This is a genomic window from Enterobacter cloacae complex sp. 418I7 (genome assembly GCF_050030705.1).
In the GTDB taxonomy this organism is placed as follows: domain Bacteria; phylum Pseudomonadota; class Gammaproteobacteria; order Enterobacterales; family Enterobacteriaceae; genus Enterobacter; species Enterobacter intestinihominis.
On record NZ_JBLGUU010000001.1, the window covers coordinates 4,059,341 to 4,081,229 of the forward strand.

At 56.3% G+C, this 21,889-nt stretch carries 22 protein-coding genes; 11 read left to right on the top strand and 11 right to left on the bottom strand.

Features of this window, described 5'->3' with window-relative positions; translation table 11 throughout:
- Positions 1–10: 10 nt before the first annotated feature.
- The gene (locus ACQG0S_RS19555) at positions 11–1,183 is read left to right on the top strand and encodes a MalY/PatB family protein (protein ID WP_045308029.1); all 1,173 of its coding nucleotides are present in this window, start codon (positions 11–13) and stop codon (positions 1,181–1,183) included.
- Between the two features lie 16 nt (positions 1,184–1,199).
- A complete protein-coding gene (locus ACQG0S_RS19560; RefSeq protein ID WP_048965970.1) occupies positions 1,200–3,089 on the top strand; it encodes an enterotoxin in 1,890 nt (629 codons plus the stop codon).
- A gap of 67 nt (positions 3,090–3,156) precedes the next feature.
- On the opposite strand, the gene rsmI is transcribed toward ACQG0S_RS19560, so the two are convergent.
- Positions 3,157–4,020 carry a 16S rRNA (cytidine(1402)-2'-O)-methyltransferase gene (gene rsmI, locus ACQG0S_RS19565; protein ID WP_048965971.1) on the bottom strand — a complete coding sequence of 288 codons (864 nt, stop codon included), beginning with the start codon at positions 4,018–4,020 and terminating at the stop codon, positions 3,157–3,159.
- Positions 4,021–4,081: 61 nt separating this feature from the next.
- On the opposite strand from rsmI, the gene ACQG0S_RS19570 reads away from it, so the two are divergent.
- The 4 genes from ACQG0S_RS19570 to dolP are packed head-to-tail and all read left to right on the top strand — an operon-like array spanning position 4,082 to position 7,770.
- Positions 4,082–6,220 carry a penicillin-binding protein activator gene (locus ACQG0S_RS19570; protein ID WP_048965972.1) on the top strand — a complete coding sequence of 713 codons (2,139 nt, stop codon included), beginning with the start codon at positions 4,082–4,084 and terminating at the stop codon, positions 6,218–6,220.
- On the top strand, positions 6,178–6,573 hold the full coding sequence (locus ACQG0S_RS19575) for a YraN family protein (RefSeq protein ID WP_022649504.1): 396 nt from the start codon (positions 6,178–6,180) through the stop codon (positions 6,571–6,573). Before ACQG0S_RS19570 ends, ACQG0S_RS19575 begins: the two co-directional genes overlap by 43 nt.
- A 21-nt stretch (positions 6,574–6,594) precedes the next feature.
- On the top strand, positions 6,595–7,185 hold the full coding sequence (gene diaA, locus ACQG0S_RS19580) for a DnaA initiator-associating protein DiaA (RefSeq protein WP_003861754.1): 591 nt from the start codon (positions 6,595–6,597) through the stop codon (positions 7,183–7,185).
- 9 nt (positions 7,186–7,194) lie between these two features.
- Entirely contained in the window at positions 7,195–7,770 is a 576-nt protein-coding gene (gene dolP, locus ACQG0S_RS19585; protein WP_022649505.1) for a division/outer membrane stress-associated lipid-binding lipoprotein, read from the top strand.
- Between the two features lie 50 nt (positions 7,771–7,820).
- On the opposite strand, the gene ACQG0S_RS19590 is transcribed toward dolP, so the two are convergent.
- Positions 7,821–8,858, bottom strand: a complete 1,038-nt coding sequence (locus ACQG0S_RS19590; protein ID WP_023307055.1) for a permease — start codon at positions 8,856–8,858, stop codon at positions 7,821–7,823.
- Between the two features lie 40 nt (positions 8,859–8,898).
- Entirely contained in the window at positions 8,899–9,543 is a 645-nt protein-coding gene (locus tag ACQG0S_RS19595; protein ID WP_022649507.1) for an NAD(P)H-binding protein, read from the bottom strand.
- A gap of 128 nt (positions 9,544–9,671) precedes the next feature.
- Here ACQG0S_RS19595 and ACQG0S_RS19600 point away from each other — a divergent pair, with 128 nt between their 5' ends.
- Entirely contained in the window at positions 9,672–10,190 is a 519-nt protein-coding gene (locus tag ACQG0S_RS19600; RefSeq protein ID WP_015571965.1) for a type 1 glutamine amidotransferase domain-containing protein, read from the top strand.
- Here ACQG0S_RS19600 and ACQG0S_RS19605 read toward each other — a convergent pair.
- Complete coding sequence (locus tag ACQG0S_RS19605) at positions 10,170–10,604, bottom strand: YhbP family protein (RefSeq protein WP_022649508.1); 435 nt, start codon at positions 10,602–10,604, stop codon at positions 10,170–10,172. The two genes, ACQG0S_RS19600 and ACQG0S_RS19605, sit on opposite strands and share 21 nt — an antisense overlap.
- Before the next feature lie 14 nt (positions 10,605–10,618).
- Here ACQG0S_RS19605 and ACQG0S_RS19610 point away from each other — a divergent pair, with 14 nt between their 5' ends.
- Complete coding sequence (locus ACQG0S_RS19610; RefSeq protein ID WP_003861768.1) at positions 10,619–10,948, top strand: GIY-YIG nuclease family protein; 330 nt, start codon at positions 10,619–10,621, stop codon at positions 10,946–10,948.
- On the opposite strand, the gene ACQG0S_RS19615 is transcribed toward ACQG0S_RS19610, so the two are convergent.
- Both ACQG0S_RS19615 and ubiT read right to left on the bottom strand, forming a co-directional pair.
- Positions 10,935–11,438 (bottom strand): GNAT family N-acetyltransferase, encoded by a 504-nt coding sequence (locus ACQG0S_RS19615; RefSeq protein ID WP_022649509.1) that lies wholly within the window; start codon positions 11,436–11,438, stop codon positions 10,935–10,937. The genes ACQG0S_RS19610 and ACQG0S_RS19615 overlap by 14 nt on opposite strands.
- Positions 11,432–11,956 (bottom strand): ubiquinone anaerobic biosynthesis accessory factor UbiT, encoded by a 525-nt coding sequence (gene ubiT / locus ACQG0S_RS19620; protein ID WP_023307057.1) that lies wholly within the window; start codon positions 11,954–11,956, stop codon positions 11,432–11,434. Before ubiT ends, ACQG0S_RS19615 begins: the two co-directional genes overlap by 7 nt.
- A 221-nt stretch (positions 11,957–12,177) precedes the next feature.
- Here ubiT and ubiU point away from each other — a divergent pair, with 221 nt between their 5' ends.
- The 3 genes from ubiU (at position 12,178) to ACQG0S_RS19635 (ending at position 15,144) form a co-directional block, all read left to right on the top strand.
- Positions 12,178–13,173 (top strand): ubiquinone anaerobic biosynthesis protein UbiU, encoded by a 996-nt coding sequence (ubiU, locus tag ACQG0S_RS19625; RefSeq protein ID WP_048965973.1) that lies wholly within the window; start codon positions 12,178–12,180, stop codon positions 13,171–13,173.
- 7 nt (positions 13,174–13,180) lie between these two features.
- Positions 13,181–14,059 carry a U32 family peptidase gene (locus ACQG0S_RS19630; protein ID WP_048965974.1) on the top strand — a complete coding sequence of 293 codons (879 nt, stop codon included), beginning with the start codon at positions 13,181–13,183 and terminating at the stop codon, positions 14,057–14,059.
- 77 nt (positions 14,060–14,136) lie between these two features.
- The gene (locus ACQG0S_RS19635) at positions 14,137–15,144 is read left to right on the top strand and encodes a luciferase-like monooxygenase (protein ID WP_022649512.1); all 1,008 of its coding nucleotides are present in this window, start codon (positions 14,137–14,139) and stop codon (positions 15,142–15,144) included.
- An 84-nt stretch (positions 15,145–15,228) separates the two neighbouring features.
- On the opposite strand, the gene mtr is transcribed toward ACQG0S_RS19635, so the two are convergent.
- The 5 genes from mtr to pnp form a co-directional block, all read right to left on the bottom strand.
- A complete protein-coding gene (mtr, locus tag ACQG0S_RS19640; RefSeq protein ID WP_048965975.1) occupies positions 15,229–16,473 on the bottom strand; it encodes a tryptophan permease in 1,245 nt (414 codons plus the stop codon).
- Positions 16,474–16,615: 142 nt separating this feature from the next.
- The gene (locus ACQG0S_RS19645; RefSeq protein WP_022649514.1) at positions 16,616–18,511 is read right to left on the bottom strand and encodes a DEAD/DEAH family ATP-dependent RNA helicase; all 1,896 of its coding nucleotides are present in this window, start codon (positions 18,509–18,511) and stop codon (positions 16,616–16,618) included.
- Positions 18,504–18,584: a protein YrbN gene (yrbN, locus tag ACQG0S_RS19650; protein ID WP_097397692.1), complete on the bottom strand. Its 81-nt coding sequence runs from the start codon at positions 18,582–18,584 to the stop codon at positions 18,504–18,506. The genes ACQG0S_RS19645 and yrbN overlap by 8 nt, the downstream gene beginning before the upstream one ends.
- 107 nt (positions 18,585–18,691) lie before the next feature.
- Positions 18,692–19,576: a lipoprotein NlpI gene (gene nlpI / locus ACQG0S_RS19655; protein ID WP_003861782.1), complete on the bottom strand. Its 885-nt coding sequence runs from the start codon at positions 19,574–19,576 to the stop codon at positions 18,692–18,694.
- A gap of 110 nt (positions 19,577–19,686) precedes the next feature.
- Positions 19,687–21,825, bottom strand: a complete 2,139-nt coding sequence (gene pnp, locus ACQG0S_RS19660) for a polyribonucleotide nucleotidyltransferase (protein ID WP_022649515.1) — start codon at positions 21,823–21,825, stop codon at positions 19,687–19,689.
- Positions 21,826–21,889: the final 64 nt, after the last annotated feature.

Below are 21,889 nucleotides of genomic sequence, written 5' to 3' on the forward strand. Positions count from 1 at the left end.
GGGGGTCGTTGTGTTTGATTTCGACAGAATCATTGAGCGTAAAAGCGATAAATGCCGTAAATGGGATCATGCGTTTGTGTGTTCGCGTTTCGGTGATGTCCCGGAGGGATTTATCCCGCTGTGGATAGCAGACATGGATTTCACCTCGCCACCCGCCGTGATTGAAGGCTTTCAGCGCATCGTGGAGCATGGCACCTTCGGTTACACCTGGTGCTTCGACGAATTCTACGATGCGGTCATCGCCTTCCAGCGCACCCGTCATCAGGTTGAGGTGCATAAGTCATGGATCACCCTGACCTACGGCACCGTTTCTACGCTGCACTATACGGTTCAGGCGTTCTGCAATCCCGGCGACTGCGTGATGATGAACACCCCGGTGTATGACCCGTTTGCGATGGCGACACAGCGACAGGGCGTGCGGGTGCTTGCAAATCCGCTGAGCGTGAAGGAAAACCGCTATCAGCTGGATTTTAATCTGATTGAAGTTCAGCTCAAAACTCACCGTCCAAAACTGTGGTTCTTCTGCTCGCCGCATAACCCCTCGGGCCGCATCTGGCGCGCGGATGAGATACGCCAGGTGTCCGATCTCTGTAAGCGCTACGGCACGATTCTGGTGGTTGATGAGGTTCACGCCGAGCACATTCTGGACGGTACATTCGTCAGCTGTCTGACTTCGGGCTGTGCCGCCCAGGACAACCTGATTGTGCTGACCTCCCCCAATAAAGCCTTCAACCTTGGCGGGCTAAAAACATCCTACTCAATGATTCCAGACGATTCGCTGCGCCAGCGTTTCCGCCAGCAGTTGGAGAAGAACTCCATTACCTCGCCCAATATCTTCGGCGTGTGGGGAATTATTCTGGCCTATCGGCAAGGTCAGCCATGGCTCGACGCGCTGAATGGTTATCTGCGCGGCAATGCCCGCTACCTTGCAGATGCCATCCAGACCCACTTCCCTGCATGGAAGATGATGAACCCGGAGTCGTCGTATCTCGCCTGGATAGACGTCAGTGCGGACGATCGCAGTGCGACGGCGCTAACCCAACATTTCGCCAAACAGGCTGGCGTGGTCATCGAAGATGGCAGCCACTACGTACAAAACGGCGAAAACTACCTGCGTATTAACTTCGGCACCCAGCGCTACTGGCTGGAACAGTCCATCAACCGAATGCTAAAGCATTACTGATAAGGATCTTACCCCGATGAAAACAAGGCTCACTCTCTCGCTGCTGGCTCTCTGTGTTTCTCATGGCGCGGCGGCAGCAAACTACGCGCTCAGTAACAACAATATTGCCCTTTCGTTTGATGATGCAAATGCAACGGTAGTAGTAACGGACAGCAAAGCTAACCATCCGCTCACGCCCCAGGAGTTGTTCTTTCTGACGCTACCGGATGAAACAAAAATCCACACCGCTGATTTCAAAATCAAGCACGTCGAAAAGCAGGACAACGCGATAGTCATCGACTTTACGCATCCGGATTTTAACGTAACGGTGAAACTGAACCTGGTGAAGGGAAAATACGCCAGCATCGGCTACACCATCGCCGCCGTCGGGCAGCCGCGGGACGTAGCGAAAATGACCTTCTTCCCGACGAAGAAGCAGTCTCAGGCACCTTACGTTGACGGGGCGATTAACAGCTCGCCAATCGTGGCCGACTCGTTCTTCATCCTGCCAGACAAACCGATTGTGAATACTTACGCTTATGAAGCCACCACGAACCTCAACGTGGAGCTGAAAACGCCAATTCTGCCTGAGACACCGGTCAGTTTTACCACCTGGTTCGGCACTTTCCCGGAAACTAATCAGCTGCGGCGCAGCGTAAACCAGTTTATCGATGCCGTGCGCCCGCGGCCTTATAAGCCTTATCTGCACTACAACAGCTGGATGGACATTGGCTTCTTTACTCCTTACTCCGAGCAGGATGTCATTGGGCGGATGGACGAATGGAATAAAGAATTTATTGCCGGACGCGGGGTGGCGCTGGACGCGTTCCTGCTGGACGATGGCTGGGACGATCGCACCGGACGCTGGCTGTTTGGCCCGGCATTCAGCAACGGTTTTGGCAAAGTCAGGGAAAAAGCCGATAGCCTGCATAGCTCGGTTGGGCTGTGGCTTTCACCGTGGGGCGGTTACAACAAGCCGCGCGATATTCGCGTCTCGCATGCAAAAGAGTATGGTTTCGAAACCGTAGACGGCAAGCTGGCGCTGTCGGGGCCGAACTACTTTAAAAACTTTAACGATCAGATCATTAAGCTGATCAAAAACGAGCACATTACCTCGTTCAAGCTCGACGGAATGGGTAACGCCAATTCGCATATCAAGGGCAGCCCATTTGCATCGGATTTTGACGCGTCCATTGCCCTGCTGCACAACATGCGCAGCGCAAACCCGAACCTGTTTATCAACCTGACCACCGGGACCGACGCGAGCCCGTCCTGGCTGTTCTATGCTGATTCAATCTGGCGTCAGGGCGATGATATCAACCTGTACGGTCCCGGCACGCCAGTGCAGCAGTGGATGACCTACCGGGATGCCGAAACTTATCGCTCCATCGTACGCAAAGGCCCGCTGTTCCCGCTGAACTCCCTGATGTACCACGGGATCGTCAGTGCAGAGAACGCTTACTATGGACTGGAGAAAGTACAAACGGACGGTGATTTTGCCGATCAGGTCTGGAGCTACTTCGCGACCGGAACTCAACTTCAGGAGCTGTACATCACGCCGTCCATGCTTAACAAGGCGAAGTGGGACACCCTGGCACAGGCGGCGAAGTGGTCGCGTGAGAATGCCAGCGTGCTGGTGGATACGCACTGGATTGGCGGTGACCCAACTTCGCTTGAGGTTTACGGCTGGGCCTCATGGAGTAAAGACAAAGCGATTTTTGGCTTACGCAACCCATCGGATAAGCCGCAACGTTACTTCCTGGATTTAACCAAAGATTTTGAGATCCCGGCAGGAGAGCGTTCGCAGTTTACCCTGAAAGCCGTGTACGGCAGTAATTCGACCGTACCAGAGGAGTATAAAAACGCTATGGTGATTACGCTGCAACCGCTGGAAACGCTGGTGTTTGAGGCGATGCCGGAGAAATAGTGAGGCTTTGACACGGTGTAGGCCGGGTAAGGCGAAGCCGCCACCCGGCAAAACAGGCGGCAGGGTCTTACTCCCCCTGCTGCTCCAGCGCATATTTATACAGCGCATTTTTCTTCACGCCGTGGATCTCCGCCGCCAGCGCCGCCGCTTTTTTCAGGGGGAGTTCGGCCTGTAGCAGGGTCAGCGTACGCAGCGCATCGGCAGGCAGAGCGTCTTCCTGCGCTTTGTGGCCTTCAACAATCAGCACCATTTCGCCCTTGCGGCGGTTCTCATCCTCTTTCACCCACGCCAGCAGTTCGCCAACCGGCGCACCGTGAATGGTTTCCCACGTTTTGGTCAGCTCGCGCGCCAGCACCACATAGCGGGCTTCGCCCCAGACGGTCACCATATCTTCCAGGCTTTCCAGCAGACGGTGGGTTGATTCGTAGAAGATCAACGTACGCGGTTCAGCTTCCAGATCCTTTAACACATCGCGACGGCCTTTGGATTTAGCAGGCAGGAAGCCTTCGTAGCAGAAACGATCGGACGGCAGGCCCGCCGCACTTAATGCGGCAATAGCAGCACACGGCCCCGGCAGCGGCACAACGCGGATCCCTGCTTCACGGCAGGTGCGCACCAGATGGTAACCCGGATCGTTGATAAGCGGCGTACCCGCATCGGAGACCAGCGCGATGTTCTGCCCTTCTTTCAGCTTCGCCACCAGCGTTTCGGCTTTTTGTTGCTCATTGTGATCGTGCAGGGCAAACAGACGGGCGTTAATGGCAAAGTGCTGCAGCAGTAAACCGGTATGACGGGTGTCTTCAGCAGCAATTAAATCAACAGCTTGCAATACAGTGAGTGCACGTTGGGTAATATCAGACAAATTCCCGATAGGAGTAGGTACAATATAAAGCTGGCCTTGAGAATTATCTGCCGTTTCGTGTTGTTTCATTGTTTCGTCCGTATTGCCGATTTAATATTGAGCATTGCGTAAAAAAATCACTGGATACAGTATGGTACCGTTAACGTTTCTTCGTAAAAAAGCCGCGCACAGCGTGCCCCTCCTGCTGGCAGCTCTGATCTTTACAGGCTGCGGCACTCAGGCACCCGACCAGAGCACTGCTCATATGCAGGGATCCGCTCAGGCTGATTCTGGCTTTTATCTGCAACAAATGTCGCAGAGTTCAAATGATACCAGGATCAACTGGCAATTACTCGCCATTCGTGCACTGCTGAAGGAAGGAAAAACCCAGCAGGCCGCCGAGCTGTTCAGCCAGCTGCCGCAGGATCTTAACGACGATCAGCGCCATGAGCAGACGCTGCTGTCGGCAGAACTGAAGGTCGCGCAGAAAGATTTCGACGGCGCGAAGAAGATCCTCGGCACTATCGAACTGAGCGCGCTGGATAAGAATCAGCAGGCCCGTTTCTGGCAGGCTGGTATCACCGCTGAGCAGGGTCGCACCTCCCTGACGCTTCTCCGCGCGCTGATTGCCCAGGAGCCTCTGCTCGCGGGTGCGGACAAGCAGAAAAATATTGACGCAACCTGGCAGGCACTCGCCTCCATGACCCAGGATCAGGCCAGAGCGCTGGTGATCAACGCCGATGAAAATGTCCTGCAAGGCTGGCTGGATCTGCAACAGATGTGGTTCAACAACCGCAGCGATCCGAACATGCTGAAAGCCGGCATTACCGACTGGCAAAAGCGCTACCCGCAAAACCCGGGAGCAAAAATGCTGCCAACGCAGCTGGTGAACGTGCAAAACTTTAAGCCCGCCTCCACCAGCAAAATCGCCCTGCTGCTGCCGTTAAACGGCCAGGCAGCGGTGTTTGGCCGCGCCATTCAGCAAGGTTTTGAAGCCGCGAAAAACGGCACTACCGCCGTCACCGGCAGCGCCGTTCCGGCGCAGGCAGCACAGGCGGCGAATGTGAATGACGTCGTCAGTCCGTCAGCCGCCGAAACCAGCGACCTGACCACCGCGCAAACCCCTGCCCAGGGCACCATGCAGAATCCGGTTACCGCCCCAACGACGCAACCCGCTACCTCAGCGCCTGCGGCAACACAGGCCCCGGCTGAAACTCCGGCGCCCACGACGGCAGAACAACCTCAGCCGCAAACCGCGCAGCCGGAACAGCAGCCAGCAGCCCAGCCGCAGGCTGTGGCCACCACCAGCGCTAACCCTGGTGCAGAGTTGAAAATCTACGACACCAGCGCCCAGCCGCTTGACCAGGTGCTGGCGCAGGTTCAGCAGGACGGGGCCAGCATCGTTGTCGGCCCGCTGTTGAAAAACAACGTGGAAGCGCTGATGAAGAGCAACACCACGCTGAACGTGCTGGCGCTTAACCAGCCTGAGCAGGTTCAGAACCGCGCCAATATCTGTTACTTCGCCCTCTCTCCGGAGGATGAAGCCCGCGATGCGGCCCGTCATATTCACGAGCAGGGCAAACAGGCGCCGCTGCTGCTGATCCCACGCAGCACGCTGGGCGACCGCGTTGCCAACGCCTTTGCGCAAGAGTGGCAGACCCTTGGCGGTGGCGTGGTGTTGCAGCAGAAATTTGGCTCAGCTTCCGAACTGAGAGCGGGCGTGAACGGCGGGGCAGGTATTGCCCTCAACGGTAGCCCGGTATCCGCCAGCCTGCCGCAGCAGCAGAGCGTCACCATCGGCGGTCTGACGATCCCGGCCCCCCCTACCGACGCGCAAATCAGCGGCGGCGGTAAAGTGGATTCGGCGTACATCGTCGCTACGCCGGAAGAGATCGCCTTTATCAAACCAATGATCGCCATGCGTAACGGCAGCCAGAGCGGCGCAACGCTCTACGCCAGCTCCCGCAGCGCACAGGGTACCGCAGGCCCGGATTTCCGTCTGGAAATGGAAGGACTGCAATACAGCGAGATCCCTATGCTGGCAGGCAGCAACCCCCAGTTGATGCAGCAGGCGCTGGGCGCGGTGCGCAATGATTATTCCCTGGCGCGCCTGTACGCGATGGGCGTCGATGCCTGGGCGCTGGCAAACCACTTTACCCAGATGCGCCAGGTACCGGGCTTTGAGCTTAACGGGAATACCGGCGATCTGACCGCCGATCAGGATTGTGTGATTAACAGGAAGTTATCATGGCTCAAATACCAGCAGGGGCAGATCGTCCCGGCCAGTTAAGCCGCAAAGAGACCGGCGACGCGTGGGAGCTAAAAGCGCGCCGCTGGCTTGAAGGCAAAGGACTGCGCTTTGTCGCCGCCAACGTTCGCGGGCGCGGCGGCGAGATTGACCTGATTATGAAAGACGGTCAAACCATCGTGTTTGTTGAAGTACGCTACCGACAGTCGTCCCGTTTTGGCGGTGCTGCCGCCAGCGTGACGCTCGCCAAACAACAAAAATTATTACAGACTGCCCACTTGTGGCTTGCCCGCCATAATGGGAGTTTTGATACTGTGGATTGCCGTTTCGATGTGGTAGCCTTCACCGGAAATGCGATCGACTGGCTTAAAAACGCGTTTGGCGAAGACGCATAAATAAGATTTTAAAGGGATACCGTGCTCGAACGAATAAAAGTGTGCTTCACAGAAAGCATTCAAACGCAGATTGCCGCAGCGGAAGCCCTTCCGGACGCGATCTCGCGTGCAGCGATGACGCTGGTTCAGTCGCTGCTCAACGGCAACAAAATCCTCTGTTGTGGCAATGGCACGTCCGCCGCCAACGCACAGCATTTTGCTGCCAGCATGATCAATCGCTTCGAAACCGAGCGACCGAGTTTACCTGCCATTGCACTAAACACCGATAACGTGGTCTTAACTGCGATTGCCAACGATCGTCTGCATGACGAAATTTACGCCAAGCAGGTGCGCGCCTTAGGCCATGCCGGAGACGTGCTGCTGGCGATCTCCACGCGCGGTAACAGCCGGGATATCGTTAAGGCGGTTGAAGCGGCAGTAACCCGGGACATGACGATTGTCGCCCTGACCGGTTACGACGGCGGTGAGCTGGCTGGCCTGCTGGGGCCGCAGGATGTGGAGATCCGCATTCCTTCGCACCGTAGCGCCCGCATCCAGGAGATGCATATGCTCACGGTGAACTGCTTATGCGATCTGATCGATAACACGCTTTTCCCTCACCAGGATGATTAAGGAGTTCTCATGAAGGTTTTATCGGCCCTTGCAGTCGTGATGTCTGCATTACTGCTTCAGGGATGCATCGCTGCCGCTGTAGTCGGTACCGCAGCGGTCGGCACCAAAGCAGCGACCGATCCGCGTACCGTTGGGACGCAGGTGGATGACGGTACGCTTGAGCTGCGCGTAAACAGTGCGCTGTCGAAAGACGAACAGATCAAGAAGGAAGCACGCATTAACGTGACGGCTTATCAGGGCAAAGTTCTGCTGGCAGGCCAGGCGCCAACCCCTGAACTCGCCTCGCGCGCCAAACAGATCGCGATGGGCGTAGAAGGTACGGCGGAAGTGTTTAACGAGATCCGCCAGGGCCAGCCGATTGGTCTCGGCACCGCGTCATCTGATACCTGGATCACCACCAAAGTGCGTTCCCAGCTGCTGGGTACCGACCAGGTGAAATCCTCAAACGTGAAAGTAACCACGGAGAACGGCGAAGTGTTCCTGCTGGGCCTAGTGACAGAACGTGAAGGGAAAGCGGCGGCGGATATCGCCAGCCGGGTGAGCGGCGTGAAGCACGTCACCACCGCGTTTACTTATATCAAGTAATTCACACCTGACTGTAAGCCCGGTAAGCGCCAGCGCCACCGGGCTTTCTTTCACACAAGCGCCATACTCCCCACAATCACTCCGCTCAACGCCACCAGCCCCGCCGTCAGCCACAGCGCTTTCGCCGGGAATGACTTACGCAGCATGATCAGCGACGGCAGGCTCACCGCCGGCAGCGTGATGAGCAGCGCCAGCGCCGGTGCGGTACCCATGCCAGCCATCATCATGGTCTGAATAATCGGGATCTCCGCCGCGGTTGGGATCACAAACAGGCAACCGGCCACCGCCATCGCAATCACCCACATCAGTGTGTTGTCGATAGCGCCATCCGCATGCGGGAACAGCCAGACGCGCGCCGCCCCCAGCACCAGTACGGCCAGGATATAGACCGGGATTGTGCTCCAGAAAAGCTGCCACAGCGCTTTGCCCCAGCGAGCTAAGAAACTGCCCTGCGGATCGCTGAGGTCCAGCTCAACGGAGGCAGGCCCGGCCTCGTTGTCTTTCACCAGGTGCTGCACCAGCGTAGCGACAAGCACCACCGTCAGCAGGCCAGCCGCCAGACGGATAAACGCGAAATGCCAGCCGAGAACGAAGCCCATAAACACCAGCGTTGCCGGGTTCAGCAGGGGGTTACCCATCCAGAAGGCAAGCGCACCGCCCATCGACACGCGCTGTCGGCGCATACCCGCCGCCACCGGTGCAGCGCAGCAGGAGCACATCATGCCCGGCAGGGAGAAAATCGTTCCCAGCAGCGTGCCCTGCAGGCGCGGTTGTCCCAGGGTTTTTATCAGCCAGTTACGGGGGATAAGTACCTGAATCAGCGAGCCCAGCAATACGCCCAATACCGCCGCTTTCCAGACGGCAAGAAAATAGACCATTGCGTAATCCCACGCCGCGCGAAGCGGGCTGGAATCGGCCTGCGCGAGAATCGATTTACCGATGCTGTGGGTGTCGGCGGCGGTGAAGGCTTTACCGTAGTACGGCTGCCATTTCACATACCAGAGGCCAATGATGACCACGAGAAAGAAGAGTGCGGGCTTCCACCACTGAACAGGTGTTGCCGCCTGAGATGAAGACTGACCAGTCATACCATTCCCCGGAAGGTGTTATTTAATAAGCCGGGGAAGTTTACGCCTCGCCCTGCGCGATTTCACGCAGTTTTGCCGAAGGGATAATATTAACCCCCTCTTGCGACGGAGCCAGTGCCTCTTTCAGCATCGCCTGCGCGACATCCCGCGCCTCGATGGACTTCCAGTTACCGGGCAGGATGCGAAACAGCGGAGCGAAAAAAGACTCGTTAAAACGCCGTTCGTCGCGGTGGCCCATCAGCATGGAAGGCCGTACGATGGTCAGGCGCTCCCATTGCTGCGCGATTAACGCCTCTTCCATTTTGCCCTTCACCTGGTTGTAAAAAAACGGCGAGCCTGCGTTCGCGCCGTGCGCGCTGACCACCAGGAAATGCTTAGCACCCAGCTTCTTGGCCGTCAGGGCGGTATCTACCACCAGCGTGTAATCTGCATGGACAAAGGCTTCTTTACTGCCCGCTTCCCGTCGGGTGGTGCCAAGGCAGCAAAAGGCGATATCAATGGGATCCTGCACCTGCGCCAGCGCGTCGGTAAGCTGGGGATCGTGCGGGTTATAGACGCCGGTGATATCCAACAGCGGGCGACGCGTCGGGGCGGCGATATAGTTGATATGCCGATCCTGGATCAGCAGCCGCAGCAGATGTCCACCCACCAGCCCGGTTGCGCCGGTAATCAGTACCTGACTCATCTTGTCCCCTTTACAGAATTGTCCGTTTGCGATCTGGGCCTGCTCTACCACACTTAAAAGTCTGTTACCGGTAAGTATTTACCACAAACGGGAAAAAAACAGTCTGAAGCGAAAACAACGGAGGAAGCATGGGTAAAAAAATCGCAGTCTTGATTACCGACGAGTTTGAAGATTCAGAATTTACGTCGCCAGCAGAGGCATTCCGCAAGGCGGGCCACGAGGTGGTCACCATCGAAAAAGAAGCGGGTAAAACCGTGAAGGGCCACAAGGGTGAAGCCAGCGTGACCATTGACGAATCCATTGATAACGTCAGCCCGTCGGATTTCGACGCCCTGCTGTTACCGGGCGGCCATTCACCGGATTCCCTGCGCGGGGACGAGCGTTTCGTCACCTTTACCCGTGACTTCGTCGGCACCGGTAAACCGGTGTTTGCCATTTGCCACGGTCCGCAGCTGCTGATCAGCGCCGAGGTGGTACGCGGGCGTAAGCTCACCGCGGTGAAACCGATCGTTATCGATCTGAAAAACGCCGGCGCCGAGTTCTACGATCAGGAAGTGGTGAACGATAACGATCAGCTGATCACCAGCCGTACGCCGGACGATCTTCCAGCTTTTAACCGCGAAGCGCTACGCCTGCTCGGTGCGTAACCAGTGCAGCTTCTTGCCAAAGCCCAGGGTGTTGTCGGTAAATTTCAGCTCATCGAGGCGGATTTCCCACACCGGGGCTTTTAGCGCTGCGGCCACCGGGAAGCGGCGCGTATAGCGTTTACGCTGGGCGTCGCTTTCCTCACCTTCCAGGCGACGAATTTCGCCTTTGAACTGGACCCCGCGGATCAGCGCAACGGTTTTAGGCTGACCATTTACCGTGCCCGCCACTTTTGCCTGTTGGCCCGTCATCTGCGCATGCCGCGTTTTGTCTTCGCTCATCACGTAAAAGGCCACGCGCTCGGGATCGTAGTAATAAAAGGCATTTGCGCACCACATCTCCTCGTCTTTACAGACGCACCAGGTCACAACATGCTGCTTTGCCAGCCAGCGGTTAATGGCGGCCAGTGTTTCCATTTTCGCTCTCTCTCATGCTATGGTGCGTTCACCTTAACATACTGAATCTGTTTACCGTGTGCTGGTTTCTCTATCTTGTCCGAACCGCTGATAACGCACTCTACACCGGGATCACTACCGATGTGGCACGGCGTTTTTTACAACATCAAACGGGAAAAGGGGCGAAAGCACTGCGGGGGAAAGGTGAACTTCAGCTGGCGTTTTCAGCCGCCGTGGGCGACAGATCCCTGGCGCTCAGGCTGGAGTACCGCATCAAGCAGCTGACGAAGCGCCAGAAAGAGCGTCTCGTCAACGGGGACGGCTCTTTCGAGGCGCTACGCGAAAGCCTGCTTAAAAACGATTGAAATGATCGTGGTACTCCACCAGACCGGTAACGCCGTCGAGCGAATCGTCCGCCAGAGGATGTACCAGGAAAGATGTTTCCGTGCCTGGCCAGTGGCAGCGCAGATCGTATCTGGACGCTGGCTCAAAGCCTAAACGCTCGTAGAACGCCGGATCGCCCAGAACGACGACAGCGGCATAGCCGAATTCATTCAGGGAATCCAGCCCTTCATAGACCAGCTGGCGTGCCAGGCCCTGTCCACGGTAGTTTTCATCCACCGCCAGCGGCGCCATGCCGACCCACTGCAACTCTTCACCCTGCACAATCACCGGGCTGAACGCCACGTAGCCGACTACCTGCCCTTCATCGTCGGTGGCAACCAGGCCCAGCGTAATCAGGCCATCTTCGCGAAGATCGTGAACCAGTTGAGCTTCGGCGTCGCCTGCAAAAGAGCGGCGTAACAACGCATCGATACCCGGCGCATCAATCCCAATTTCGACTCGAATCAGCATGGTTCACCTACTGAAGTGTGTTTACTGTCCGGCGGGGTTTTTAGCCCGGCCTCAACGAAATCTGCCATTTGCATCAACATCATACGCAGTGCGTTCGGCATCTGCTCCAGCTCAATGGCATCCATTAAATTTTTGACGTACAGACCGAGCTCCGTGTCGCCTTCAATCACCAGACGACGCTGGAAGAAAAGGGTGTCCGGATCCTGTTTGCGCGCGGCGATCATCAGCAGATCGCTGGCATCCGCGCTAAAGCTGACATCCGCCTCGGCGGTTTCACGGACGATAAGCCGATCGTTCTCTACGGAAGTAAACCAGCGCAACCCGATATCGCGTACTTCAATCTTTAACCAGCGGCCTTCCAGAAACTCAAGCTCACCGTCCTGTAGCGCCTGGCGGAACTGCCAGCTCAGTACCTGTTCCAGCACCTGGCGTTTAAGCGCGAACGGCGCCAGTTTTACCGGCACGCTCAGCATTGATGGGCCAAATTGTACGAGACGTGAACGCAGTTTATCCAGCACGAGCTTTACTCCCTGATAGCTATAGTCCTGCTATTTTGCCATATCCCGACAAGAAGATAGCGGCGTAAATCAACAAACCGTTGTCCGGTATACCTCATTATTGGTGCCATCAATACGCCATTAGCTGCCTTAAATCAAAAATTGTCGCGTATGGGTTAATTAAAATCCCAGCTCGTTAACATTTTTTACGATCCCTGCGATCGACAACATCGGGATAAATTATGGAGCTGCTCTGCCCTGCCGGAAACCTTCCGGCGCTTAAGGCGGCCATCGAAAATGGGGCCGATGCGGTCTATATCGGGCTGAAAGATGATACCAATGCCCGCCATTTTGCGGGTCTTAACTTTACGGAGAAAAAGCTTCAGGAAGCCGTTAACTTCGTTCACCAGCACCGGCGCAAACTGCACATCGCCATCAATACCTTTGCCCATCCTGATGGCTACGCCCGCTGGCAGCGCGCCGTGGATATGGCGGCCCAGCTGGGCGCCGATGCGTTGATCCTGGCCGACCTCGCTATGCTTGAGTATGCGGCAGAACGTTATCCGCATATTGAGCGCCACGTCTCTGTTCAGGCATCGGCCACCAATGAAGAGGCCGTGCGTTTTTATCATCGATACTTTGACGTAGCCCGCGTGGTGCTGCCGCGCGTGCTCTCTATTCATCAGGTTAAGCAACTGGCGCGCGTCACGCCAGTGCCGCTGGAGGTTTTTGCCTTCGGCAGCCTGTGCATCATGGCCGAAGGCCGCTGCTATCTTTCTTCCTATCTTACCGGGGAATCGCCAAACACCGTCGGTGCCTGCTCGCCTGCCCGCTTCGTTCGCTGGCAGCAAACGCCGCAGGGGCTGGAGTCGCGCCTGAATGATGTGTTAATCGACCGCTATCAGGACGGTGAAAACGCGGGCTACCCGACGCTGTGCAAAGGCCGCTATCTGGTGGACGGCGAGCGCTACCACGCGCTGGAGGAGCCCACCAGCCTCAACACGCTGGAGCTGCTGCCGGAACTGCTGGCCGCCAACATTGCCTCGGTGAAAATCGAAGGCCGCCAGCGTAGCCCGGCCTACGTGAGCCAGGTGGCGAAGGTGTGGCGTCAGGCCATCGACCGCTGCATGGCGGACCCGCAAAACTACGCCCCGCAGGCGGCCTGGATGGAGACGCTCGGCGCGATGTCCGAAGGCACGCAAACCACGCTCGGCGCGTATCACCGTAAATGGCAGTGAGATAATCATGAAATATTCATTAGGGCCGGTGCTTTACTACTGGCCAAAAGAGACGCTGGAAGATTTTTACCAGCAGGCGGCTAACAGCAGCGCCGATGTGATTTACCTCGGCGAAGCGGTGTGCAGCAAGCGCCGCGCCACCAAAGTGGGCGACTGGCTGGATATGGCGAAAAGCCTGGCCGGCAGCGGCAAGCAGGTGGTGCTCTCGACGCTGGCGCTGGTGCAGGCGTCCTCTGAACTGGGCGAGCTGAAGCGCTACGTCGAAAACGGTGAGTTCCTGCTGGAGGCGAGCGACCTGGGCGTGGTGAACATGTGCGCCGAGCGTAAGCTGCCGTTTGTCGCCGGACATGCGCTGAACTGCTATAACGCGGTGACCCTGCGCCTGCTGCTCAAACAAGGGATGACACGCTGGTGCATGCCGGTTGAGCTCTCCCGCGACTGGCTGGTCAACCTGCTAAATCAGTGTGACGAGCTGGGCATTCGCAATCAGTTTGAAGTCGAAGTGCTGAGCTACGGCCATCTGCCGCTGGCCTACTCTGCCCGCTGCTTCACCGCGCGTTCCGAAGATCGCCCGAAAGACGAGTGTGAAACCTGCTGCATTAAGTACCCGAACGGACGCAGCATGCTGTCGCAGGAGAATCAGCAGGTGTTTGTCCTCAACGGCATTCAGACTATGAGCGGTTACGTCTATAACCTCGGCAACGAGCTGGCGTCAATGCATGGGCTGGTGGATATGGTGCGTCTTTCGCCGCTCGATACCGGCGTGTTCGCCATGCTGGACGCCTTCCGTGCCAACGAAAACGGCGCCTCGCCGCTGCCGCTGACGGCAAACAGCGACTGCAACGGTTACTGGAAACGTCTCGCCGGGCTGGAATTGCAGGGGTAAAAAAGCTCACTTTGTTAACAACGGTTATCATTTTTTAATGCAGTATTAAAGATTGACCGTCGACAAAGTGAGCTGTTATGACTGACAAAACCATTCCGTTTTCGGTGCTGGATCTGGCACCGATTCCACAAGGCTCCTCGGCAAGAGAAGCCTTTTCGCACTCTCTGGATCTGGCTCAGCTTGCCGAAAAACGTGGCTATCACCGCTACTGGCTGGCGGAGCACCATAACATGGTGGGCATCGCCAGCGCCGCCACCTCAGTACTGATTGGCTATCTGGCGGCGAATACCACTACTTTGCACCTTGGCTCCGGTGGCGTGATGCTGCCGAACCATGCCCCGCTGGTGATTGCCGAGCAGTTTGGCACCCTGAATACACTCTACCCCGGTCGCATTGATTTGGGTCTTGGCCGCGCGCCGGGCAGCGACCAGCCGACCATGCGCGCCCTGCGTCGCCATATGAGCGGCGATATCGACAACTTCCCGCGTGATGTAGCGGAGCTGGTAGACTGGTTCGATGCGAGCGATCCTAACCCGCACGTGCGCCCGGTGCCGGGCTACGGCGAGAAAATCCCGGTGTGGCTGTTAGGCTCAAGTCTGTACAGCGCACAGCTTGCCGCACAGCTGGGGCTGCCGTTCGCGTTCGCTTCCCACTTCGCACCGGATATGCTGCATCAGGCTCTGCATCTCTACCGCACAAACTTCAAGCCTTCCGAGCGTCTTGAGAAGCCGTATGCGATGGTGTGCATCAATATCATTGCCGCCGACAGCAACCGCGACGCGGAATTCCTGTTTACCTCCATGCAGCAGGCGTTTGTGAAGCTGCGTCGCGGCGAGACGGGCCAGTTGCCACCACCGGTAGAAAATATGCATCAGCTGTGGTCGGCCTCCGAGCAGTATGGCGTGCAGCAGGCCCTGAGCATGTCGCTGGTGGGTGATAAGGCGAAGGTGCGTCACGGTCTGGAGGCAGTGCTACGAGAAACGCAGGCGGATGAAATTATGGTCAACGGCCAGATTTTCGATCATCAGGCGCGTTTGCATTCATTTGATCTGGCGATGCAGGTGAAAGAGGAGTTGGTGGGGTAGTTTTTTGCCGGATGGCGGCTTCGCCTTATCCGGCCTACGCGATCCCTGTAGGCCCGGTAAGCGTAGCGCCACCGGGCTTTCTGTTTACTGATACACAGGCAACAGGTTAAAACTCGACAGCATGTGCACCACCGCATTGCCGAGACCAAATACCAGGATCAGCGCAATCATCGGTTTTCCGCCCCAGACGCGGAATTTCGGGCTGCCGAAGCGCTTACGTGATTTACGCGCCAGCAGCGCCGGTACAATCGCCGCCCAGATGGTAGCCGCCAGTCCTGCATAGCCGATGGCGTACAGGAAACCGTTCGGCCACAGCAGGCCGCCCACAATCGGCGGCAGGAAGGTCAACAGCGCCGTTTTGAAGCGCCCCATCGCAGAGTCATCAAAACCAAACAGATCTGCCAGGTAGTCAAACAGGCCCAGCGTCACGCCGAGAAATGAGCTCGCCACCGCAAAGTTAGAGAAGACCACCAGAAGCAGATCCAGACTGCGACTGTTCAGCACGCCACTCAGCGCCTGTACCAGCACATCAATGTTACCGCCCTTCTGCGCAATGCCGATAAATTCTGGACGCGGGATGTTACCCATCGTCCCCAGCAGCCAGATCACATACAGCCCCAGCGCCAGCAGCGTGCCGTAAATCAGGCATTTCACGATGGTGCGCGGATCCTTGCCGTAGTACTTCATCAGGCTCGGTACGTTGCCGTGGTAGCCGAACGACGCCAGACAGAATGGCAACGTCATAAGCAGGTATGGCGTGTAGGAAGTGTTCACTTCCGCAACGTTAAACAGCGTGGCCGGCGTGACGTGCCCCAGCAGGCTGCCGAAGGTCAGGAAGAAGGTGATGACCTTGGCGCCCAGCACGATCGCCGTCATGCGGCTGACCGCTTTGGTACTCATCCAGACGATAAACGCCACGCCCAGCGCGAAGCAGAGACCCGCCAGACCCGCCGGAACGTTCAGCGACATCTCGGAGAAGGTGTGATGCAGAATCGACCCGCTCGCTGAAATGTACGCGTAGGTCAGGATATAGAGTACAAACGCGATGGACAACCCGTTCACCAGGTTCCAGCCTTTGCCCAGCAGATCTCGGGTGATGGTGTCGAAGCTGGAGCCAATGCGGTAGTTCAGGTTTGCTTCAAGGATCATCAGCCCGGAATGGAGCATGCAGAACCAGGTGAAAACCAGCGCCGCCAGCGACCAGAAGAACCACGCACCGGACATAACCACTGGCAGGGAGAACATCCCGGCACCAATAATGGTTCCGCCGATGATCACCACGCCGCCAAGCAGCGAAGGTGACGTTTGGGTGGTGGTTAGTGTTGCCATGCGGCCTTATCTCCAGTCAAAAATGTGGTGTGCATTTTAATGTGATGCACTGTACCAGTACAAGAGTACAAAAGGAATAAAAAAAGCCCCGATAACAACTATCGGGGCTGTATATTTTACTTTACGTCAAAAGCGAAAAGGCTTACGCGTCACCGAAACGACGACGGCTGGTGCCTTCTTCGCGGCGTGGGCCACGATTTTCACGGCGCTCGCCGGAGAAACGACGAGGTTCGCCAGTGCGTCCTTCGCTACGACCGCCTTCACGACGCTCGCCACCGAAGCTGCGACCACCGCCACGGCGTTCGCCACCGCGGTCAGAGCGAGGCTGTGCATCACCCATCAGTTGCATGTTCATTGGCTTGTTCAGAATGCGGGTGCGAGTAAAGTGCTGCAGTACTTCGCCCGGCATGCCTTTTGGCAGCTCGATCGTTGAGTGTGAACCGAACAGCTTGATGTTACCGATGTAACGGCTGCTGATGTCGCCTTCATTAGCGATCGCGCCAACGATGTGACGAACTTCAACACCATCATCACGGCCCACTTCAATGCGATACAGTTCCATTTCGCCAGCGTCACGACGCTCGCGACGTGGACGGTCTTCACCACCACGCTCTGGACGGTCACCGCGTGGACCACGGTCGTTACGGTCGCCACGACGTTCGAAACGATCGTCACGGTCACGGAACTCACGCTTAGGACGCATCGGTGCATCAGGTGGCACGATCAGGCTACGTTCGCCCTGCGCCATTTTCAGCAGTGCTGCGGCCAGAGTTTCCATATCCAGCTCTTCGCCTTCAGCGACAGGCTGGATCTGGGACAGCAGCGCACGGTACTGATCCAGATCGCTGCTTTCCAGCTGCTGCTGTACTTTCGCGGCGAATTTTTCCAGACGGCGTTTGCCCAGCAGTTCTGCGTTTGGCAGCTCAGCTTCTGGAATGGTCAGCTTCATGGTGCGTTCAATGTTACGCAGCAGACGACGCTCGCGGTTCTCAACGAACAGCAGCGCACGGCCCGCACGACCCGCACGACCGGTACGGCCGATACGGTGAACGTAAGACTCGGAGTCCATTGGGATATCGTAGTTTACAACCAGGCTGATACGCTCAACGTCCAGACCACGTGCTGCCACGTCGGTTGCAATCAGGATATCCAGACGACCGTCTTTCAGACGCTCCAGAGTCTGCTCACGCAGCGCCTGGTTCATGTCGCCGTTCAGCGCTGCGCTGTTATAGCCGCTACGCTCCAGCGCTTCAGCCACTTCCAGGGTCGCGTTTTTGGTACGTACGAAGATAATCGCCGCATCAAAATCTTCCGCTTCCAGGAAACGGACCAGCGCTTCGTTTTTGCGCATGCCGTATACAGACCAGTAGCTCTGGCTGATGTCCGGGCGAGTGGTCACGCTGGACTGAATACGCACTTCCTGCGGCTCTTTCATGAAGCGGCGGGTAATGCGACGGATCGCTTCTGGCATGGTTGCAGAGAACAGAGCGGTCTGATGACCTTCCGGGATCTGCGCCATGATGGTTTCAACGTCTTCGATGAAGCCCATACGCAGCATTTCATCTGCTTCATCCAGTACCAGGCCGCTCAGCTTAGAGAGGTCCAGGGTACCGCGCTTCAGGTGATCCAGCAGACGGCCCGGCGTACCGACAACAATCTGTGGGCCCTGGCGCAGGGCGCGTAACTGCACGTCATAACGCTGGCCGCCGTACAGGGCTACCACGTTTACGCCGCGCATATGTTTAGAGAATTCCGTCATTGCTTCAGCAACCTGAACAGCCAGTTCACGGGTTGGAGCCAGGACGAGGATCTGCGGTGCACGCAGGTCCGGATCAATGTTGTTCAGCAGCGGCAGCGAGAATGCTGCGGTTTTACCGCTACCGGTCTGGGCCATGCCCAGCACGTCACGACCAGAAAGCAGGTGTGGGATACACTCAGCCTGGATCGGAGATGGTTTTTCGTAACCCAGATCGTTAAGGGCTTCAAGGATAGGAGCCTTCAGGCCCAGATCTGCAAAAGTGGTTTCGAATTCAGCCATGTAGTACAAGTGCCTCGATATTAATGGCGGCCAGTCTACTTAGCTCATCGTGAAAATGATTAGCAATTTTCATTGAAAAGTGTGAACCGGCTCAAATTAGGTGTATTGACGAACAACAACGCCCTCACCAGTGAAGGTGATGGCAATCAAAAGATTACGGGCTGATGTTTATGTCGTCAGCTATTGCTGGTCCGATTCTGCCAGGTCGTCTTGCTCCTGGCCCAAGAGCGATAATTCCAACAATGCATAACGGTGCTCAACGAAGTTATGTACGTTGTTAGCAACCGCTAATTTGAACAGTGCCGTAGCGCTGTCCATATCCCCCAGACTTAGGTAGTACTTACCTAAATAGAAGTTGGTTTCACTGAGATGCTCAGCGAGCGAGGTGTTATCCGTTGCGTCCGCCTTGAGGCGTTCCATCAGCGTTGCTTCGCTAATGTTGCCCAGGTAGAACTCGACAATGTTCCATCCCCACTGTTCCTTGTCCGATTTCTCGAAGCGCTGTTTCAGTGCTTCTTTGGCCTGCTTCTCATCGAGCTTCTGCTCAACGATGTAAAGCCACAGGCTGCGGAAAGGATCATTAGGATCGTCTTGATAAAACGCCAGCAGATCATCTTGCGCTAACTTATCACGACCGCCGTAATACAATGCGATACCGCGATTCAAGTGCGCGTAGTTGTAAGTTGGATCAAGCTCAAGTACAGAATCAAACGCTTCATAGGCAGCATCAAAATTGCCTGCCTGCGTTAAATAAATGCCTAAGTAATTGAATACTTCAGGCATATCAGGTCGAATTGCCAGCGCTTGTGAAAAATCATTTCGCGCTAATGCCCTCAGACCGAGACTATCATACAACACTCCGCGCTCATATAAAAGCTGTGCGCGTTCGTCATCGGTTAAAGCCCGACTGGCAAGTATTTGTTCCATGCGTGCCAGAATCACTTCCTGCTGCAAAGTCGGTTGCAATGGCACTGCGAGGACTTCGCTCTTACGCCAGGCAGAGTTGCTGCATCCTGCCAGCGTTAAAGCTGTCGCAACGAAACACCAGCGCAAAAAAGGCTTCATTTCCCACTCCCGAAGACAACTATTGGATGAACGTCCTGTCCCCCGGCGGCTTAACAAGGCGTCCTGCCTGATAATAAGCCCTCCGCCTGCGCGGAGGGCAAATGGCAACCTTACTCGCCCTGCTGTTCAGCAGCCGGAGCTTCCGGCGCCGCAGCAGGCTGAGACTGCTCGGTTGCTTCTTTAATGCTCAGACGGATACGGCCCTGGCGGTCTACTTCCAGAACTTTCACCGGTACTTCCTGACCCATTTGCAGGTAATCGGTCACTTTCTCAACGCGCTTGTCAGCGATCTGAGAGATATGTACCAGACCTTCTTTACCGCCACCGATGGCAACGAATGCGCCAAAGTCAACGATACGGGTCACTTTACCATTGTAGATACGGCCCACTTCGATTTCTGCTGTAATCTCTTCGATACGGCGGATAGCATATTTCGCTTTCTCACCGTCGGTTGCTGCGATTTTCACAGTACCGTCATCTTCGATTTCGATGGTGGTGCCCGTTTCTTCGGTCAGTGCACGGATAACAGAACCGCCCTTACCGATAACATCTTTGATCTTGTCTGGATTGATCTTGATGGTGTGAATACGCGGAGCGAATTCAGAGATATCACCGCGTGGTGCGTTGATAGCCTGTTCCATCACGCCCAGAATGTGCAGACGCGCACCTTTAGCCTGGTTCAGAGCAACCTGCATGATCTCTTTGGTAATACCTTCAATTTTGATATCCATCTGCAGGGCAGAGATACCGTCGCGGGAACCCGCCACTTTGAAGTCCATATCACCCAGGTGATCTTCGTCACCCAGAATGTCAGACAGAACAACGAAGTTGTCGCCTTCTTTCACCAGACCCATTGCGATACCCGCAACGGCGGCTTTGATCGGCACGCCTGCATCCATCAGCGCCAGAGAGGCACCACACACGGAAGCCATGGAAGAAGAACCGTTGGATTCAGTGATTTCAGACACGACACGTACGGTGTACGGGAATTTGTCTGCTTCTGGCATTACTGCCAGCACGCCGCGCTTCGCCAGACGACCGTGACCAATTTCACGACGCTTCGGTGAGCCAACCATACCGGTCTCGCCCACAGAGTACGGAGGGAAGTTGTAGTGGAACAGGAAGCTGTCAGTGCGCTCGCCCATCAGTTCATCGATGTTCTGTGCGTCACGTGCAGTACCCAGGGTAGCGGTAACCAGCGCCTGGGTTTCACCACGGGTGAACAGCGCGGAACCGTGAGTACGTGGCAGCACGCCAGTACGCACATCCAGACCACGGATCATGTCCTTTTCACGGCCATCAATACGCGGCTCGCCTGCCAGTACGCGACTACGAACAACGTTTTTCTCGATAGCGTGCAGGATTTCGCTCAGCTCGTTAGCGTCCAGCGTTTCGTCTTCCGCGATCAGGGTTGCGATGGTTTCATCTTTGATCACGTCAACCTGAGCATAACGCTCCTGTTTGTCTGTAATGCGATATGCATCGCTCAGACGAGATTCTGCCAGTGCAGCTACGCGTGCGTTCAGCGCGTCGTTTACCGCTTCTGGCTGCCAGTCCCAACGTGGTTTACCAGCTTCTTTCACCAGGTCGTTGATGTTCTGGATAACAATCTGCTGCTGGTCGTGGCCGAAGACCACTGCGCCCAGCATCTGGTCTTCACTCAGCAGTTCTGCTTCAGATTCAACCATCAGAACTGCTGCTTCAGTACCGGCAACAACCAGGTCCAGCTTACTCTCTTTCAGCTCTTCCTGAGTTGGGTTCAGCACGTACTGGTCGTTGATGTAACCGACGCGCGCGGCACCGATTGGGCCATTGAATGGGATACCAGACAGTGACAGGGCAGCAGACGCACCGATCATCGCTACGATGTCCGGGTTAACCTGTGGGTTAACGGAAACAACGGTTGCGATAACCTGCACTTCATTGACGAAACCTTCCGGGAACAGCGGACGAACCGGGCGGTCAATCAGACGCGCGATCAGGGTTTCGCCTTCGCTTGGACGGCCTTCACGACGGAAGAAGCCACCCGGGATTTTACCGGCAGCGTAGGTACGCTCCTGGTAGTTCACGGTCAGTGGGAAGAAGTCCTGACCTGGTTTAGCTTTTTTCTGGCCAACTACGGTAACGAATACAGCAGTGTCATCCATGCTTACCATTACGGCAGCAGTAGCCTGACGAGCCATCATGCCGGTTTCCAGCGTGACGGTATGCTGACCATACTGGAATTTACGAACGATCGGATTCAGCAAAATTCTGTCCTTTCTTAAATGTTTGAAAGCACACCTCAGGTGTGCTGACGATTTAACCCGACCT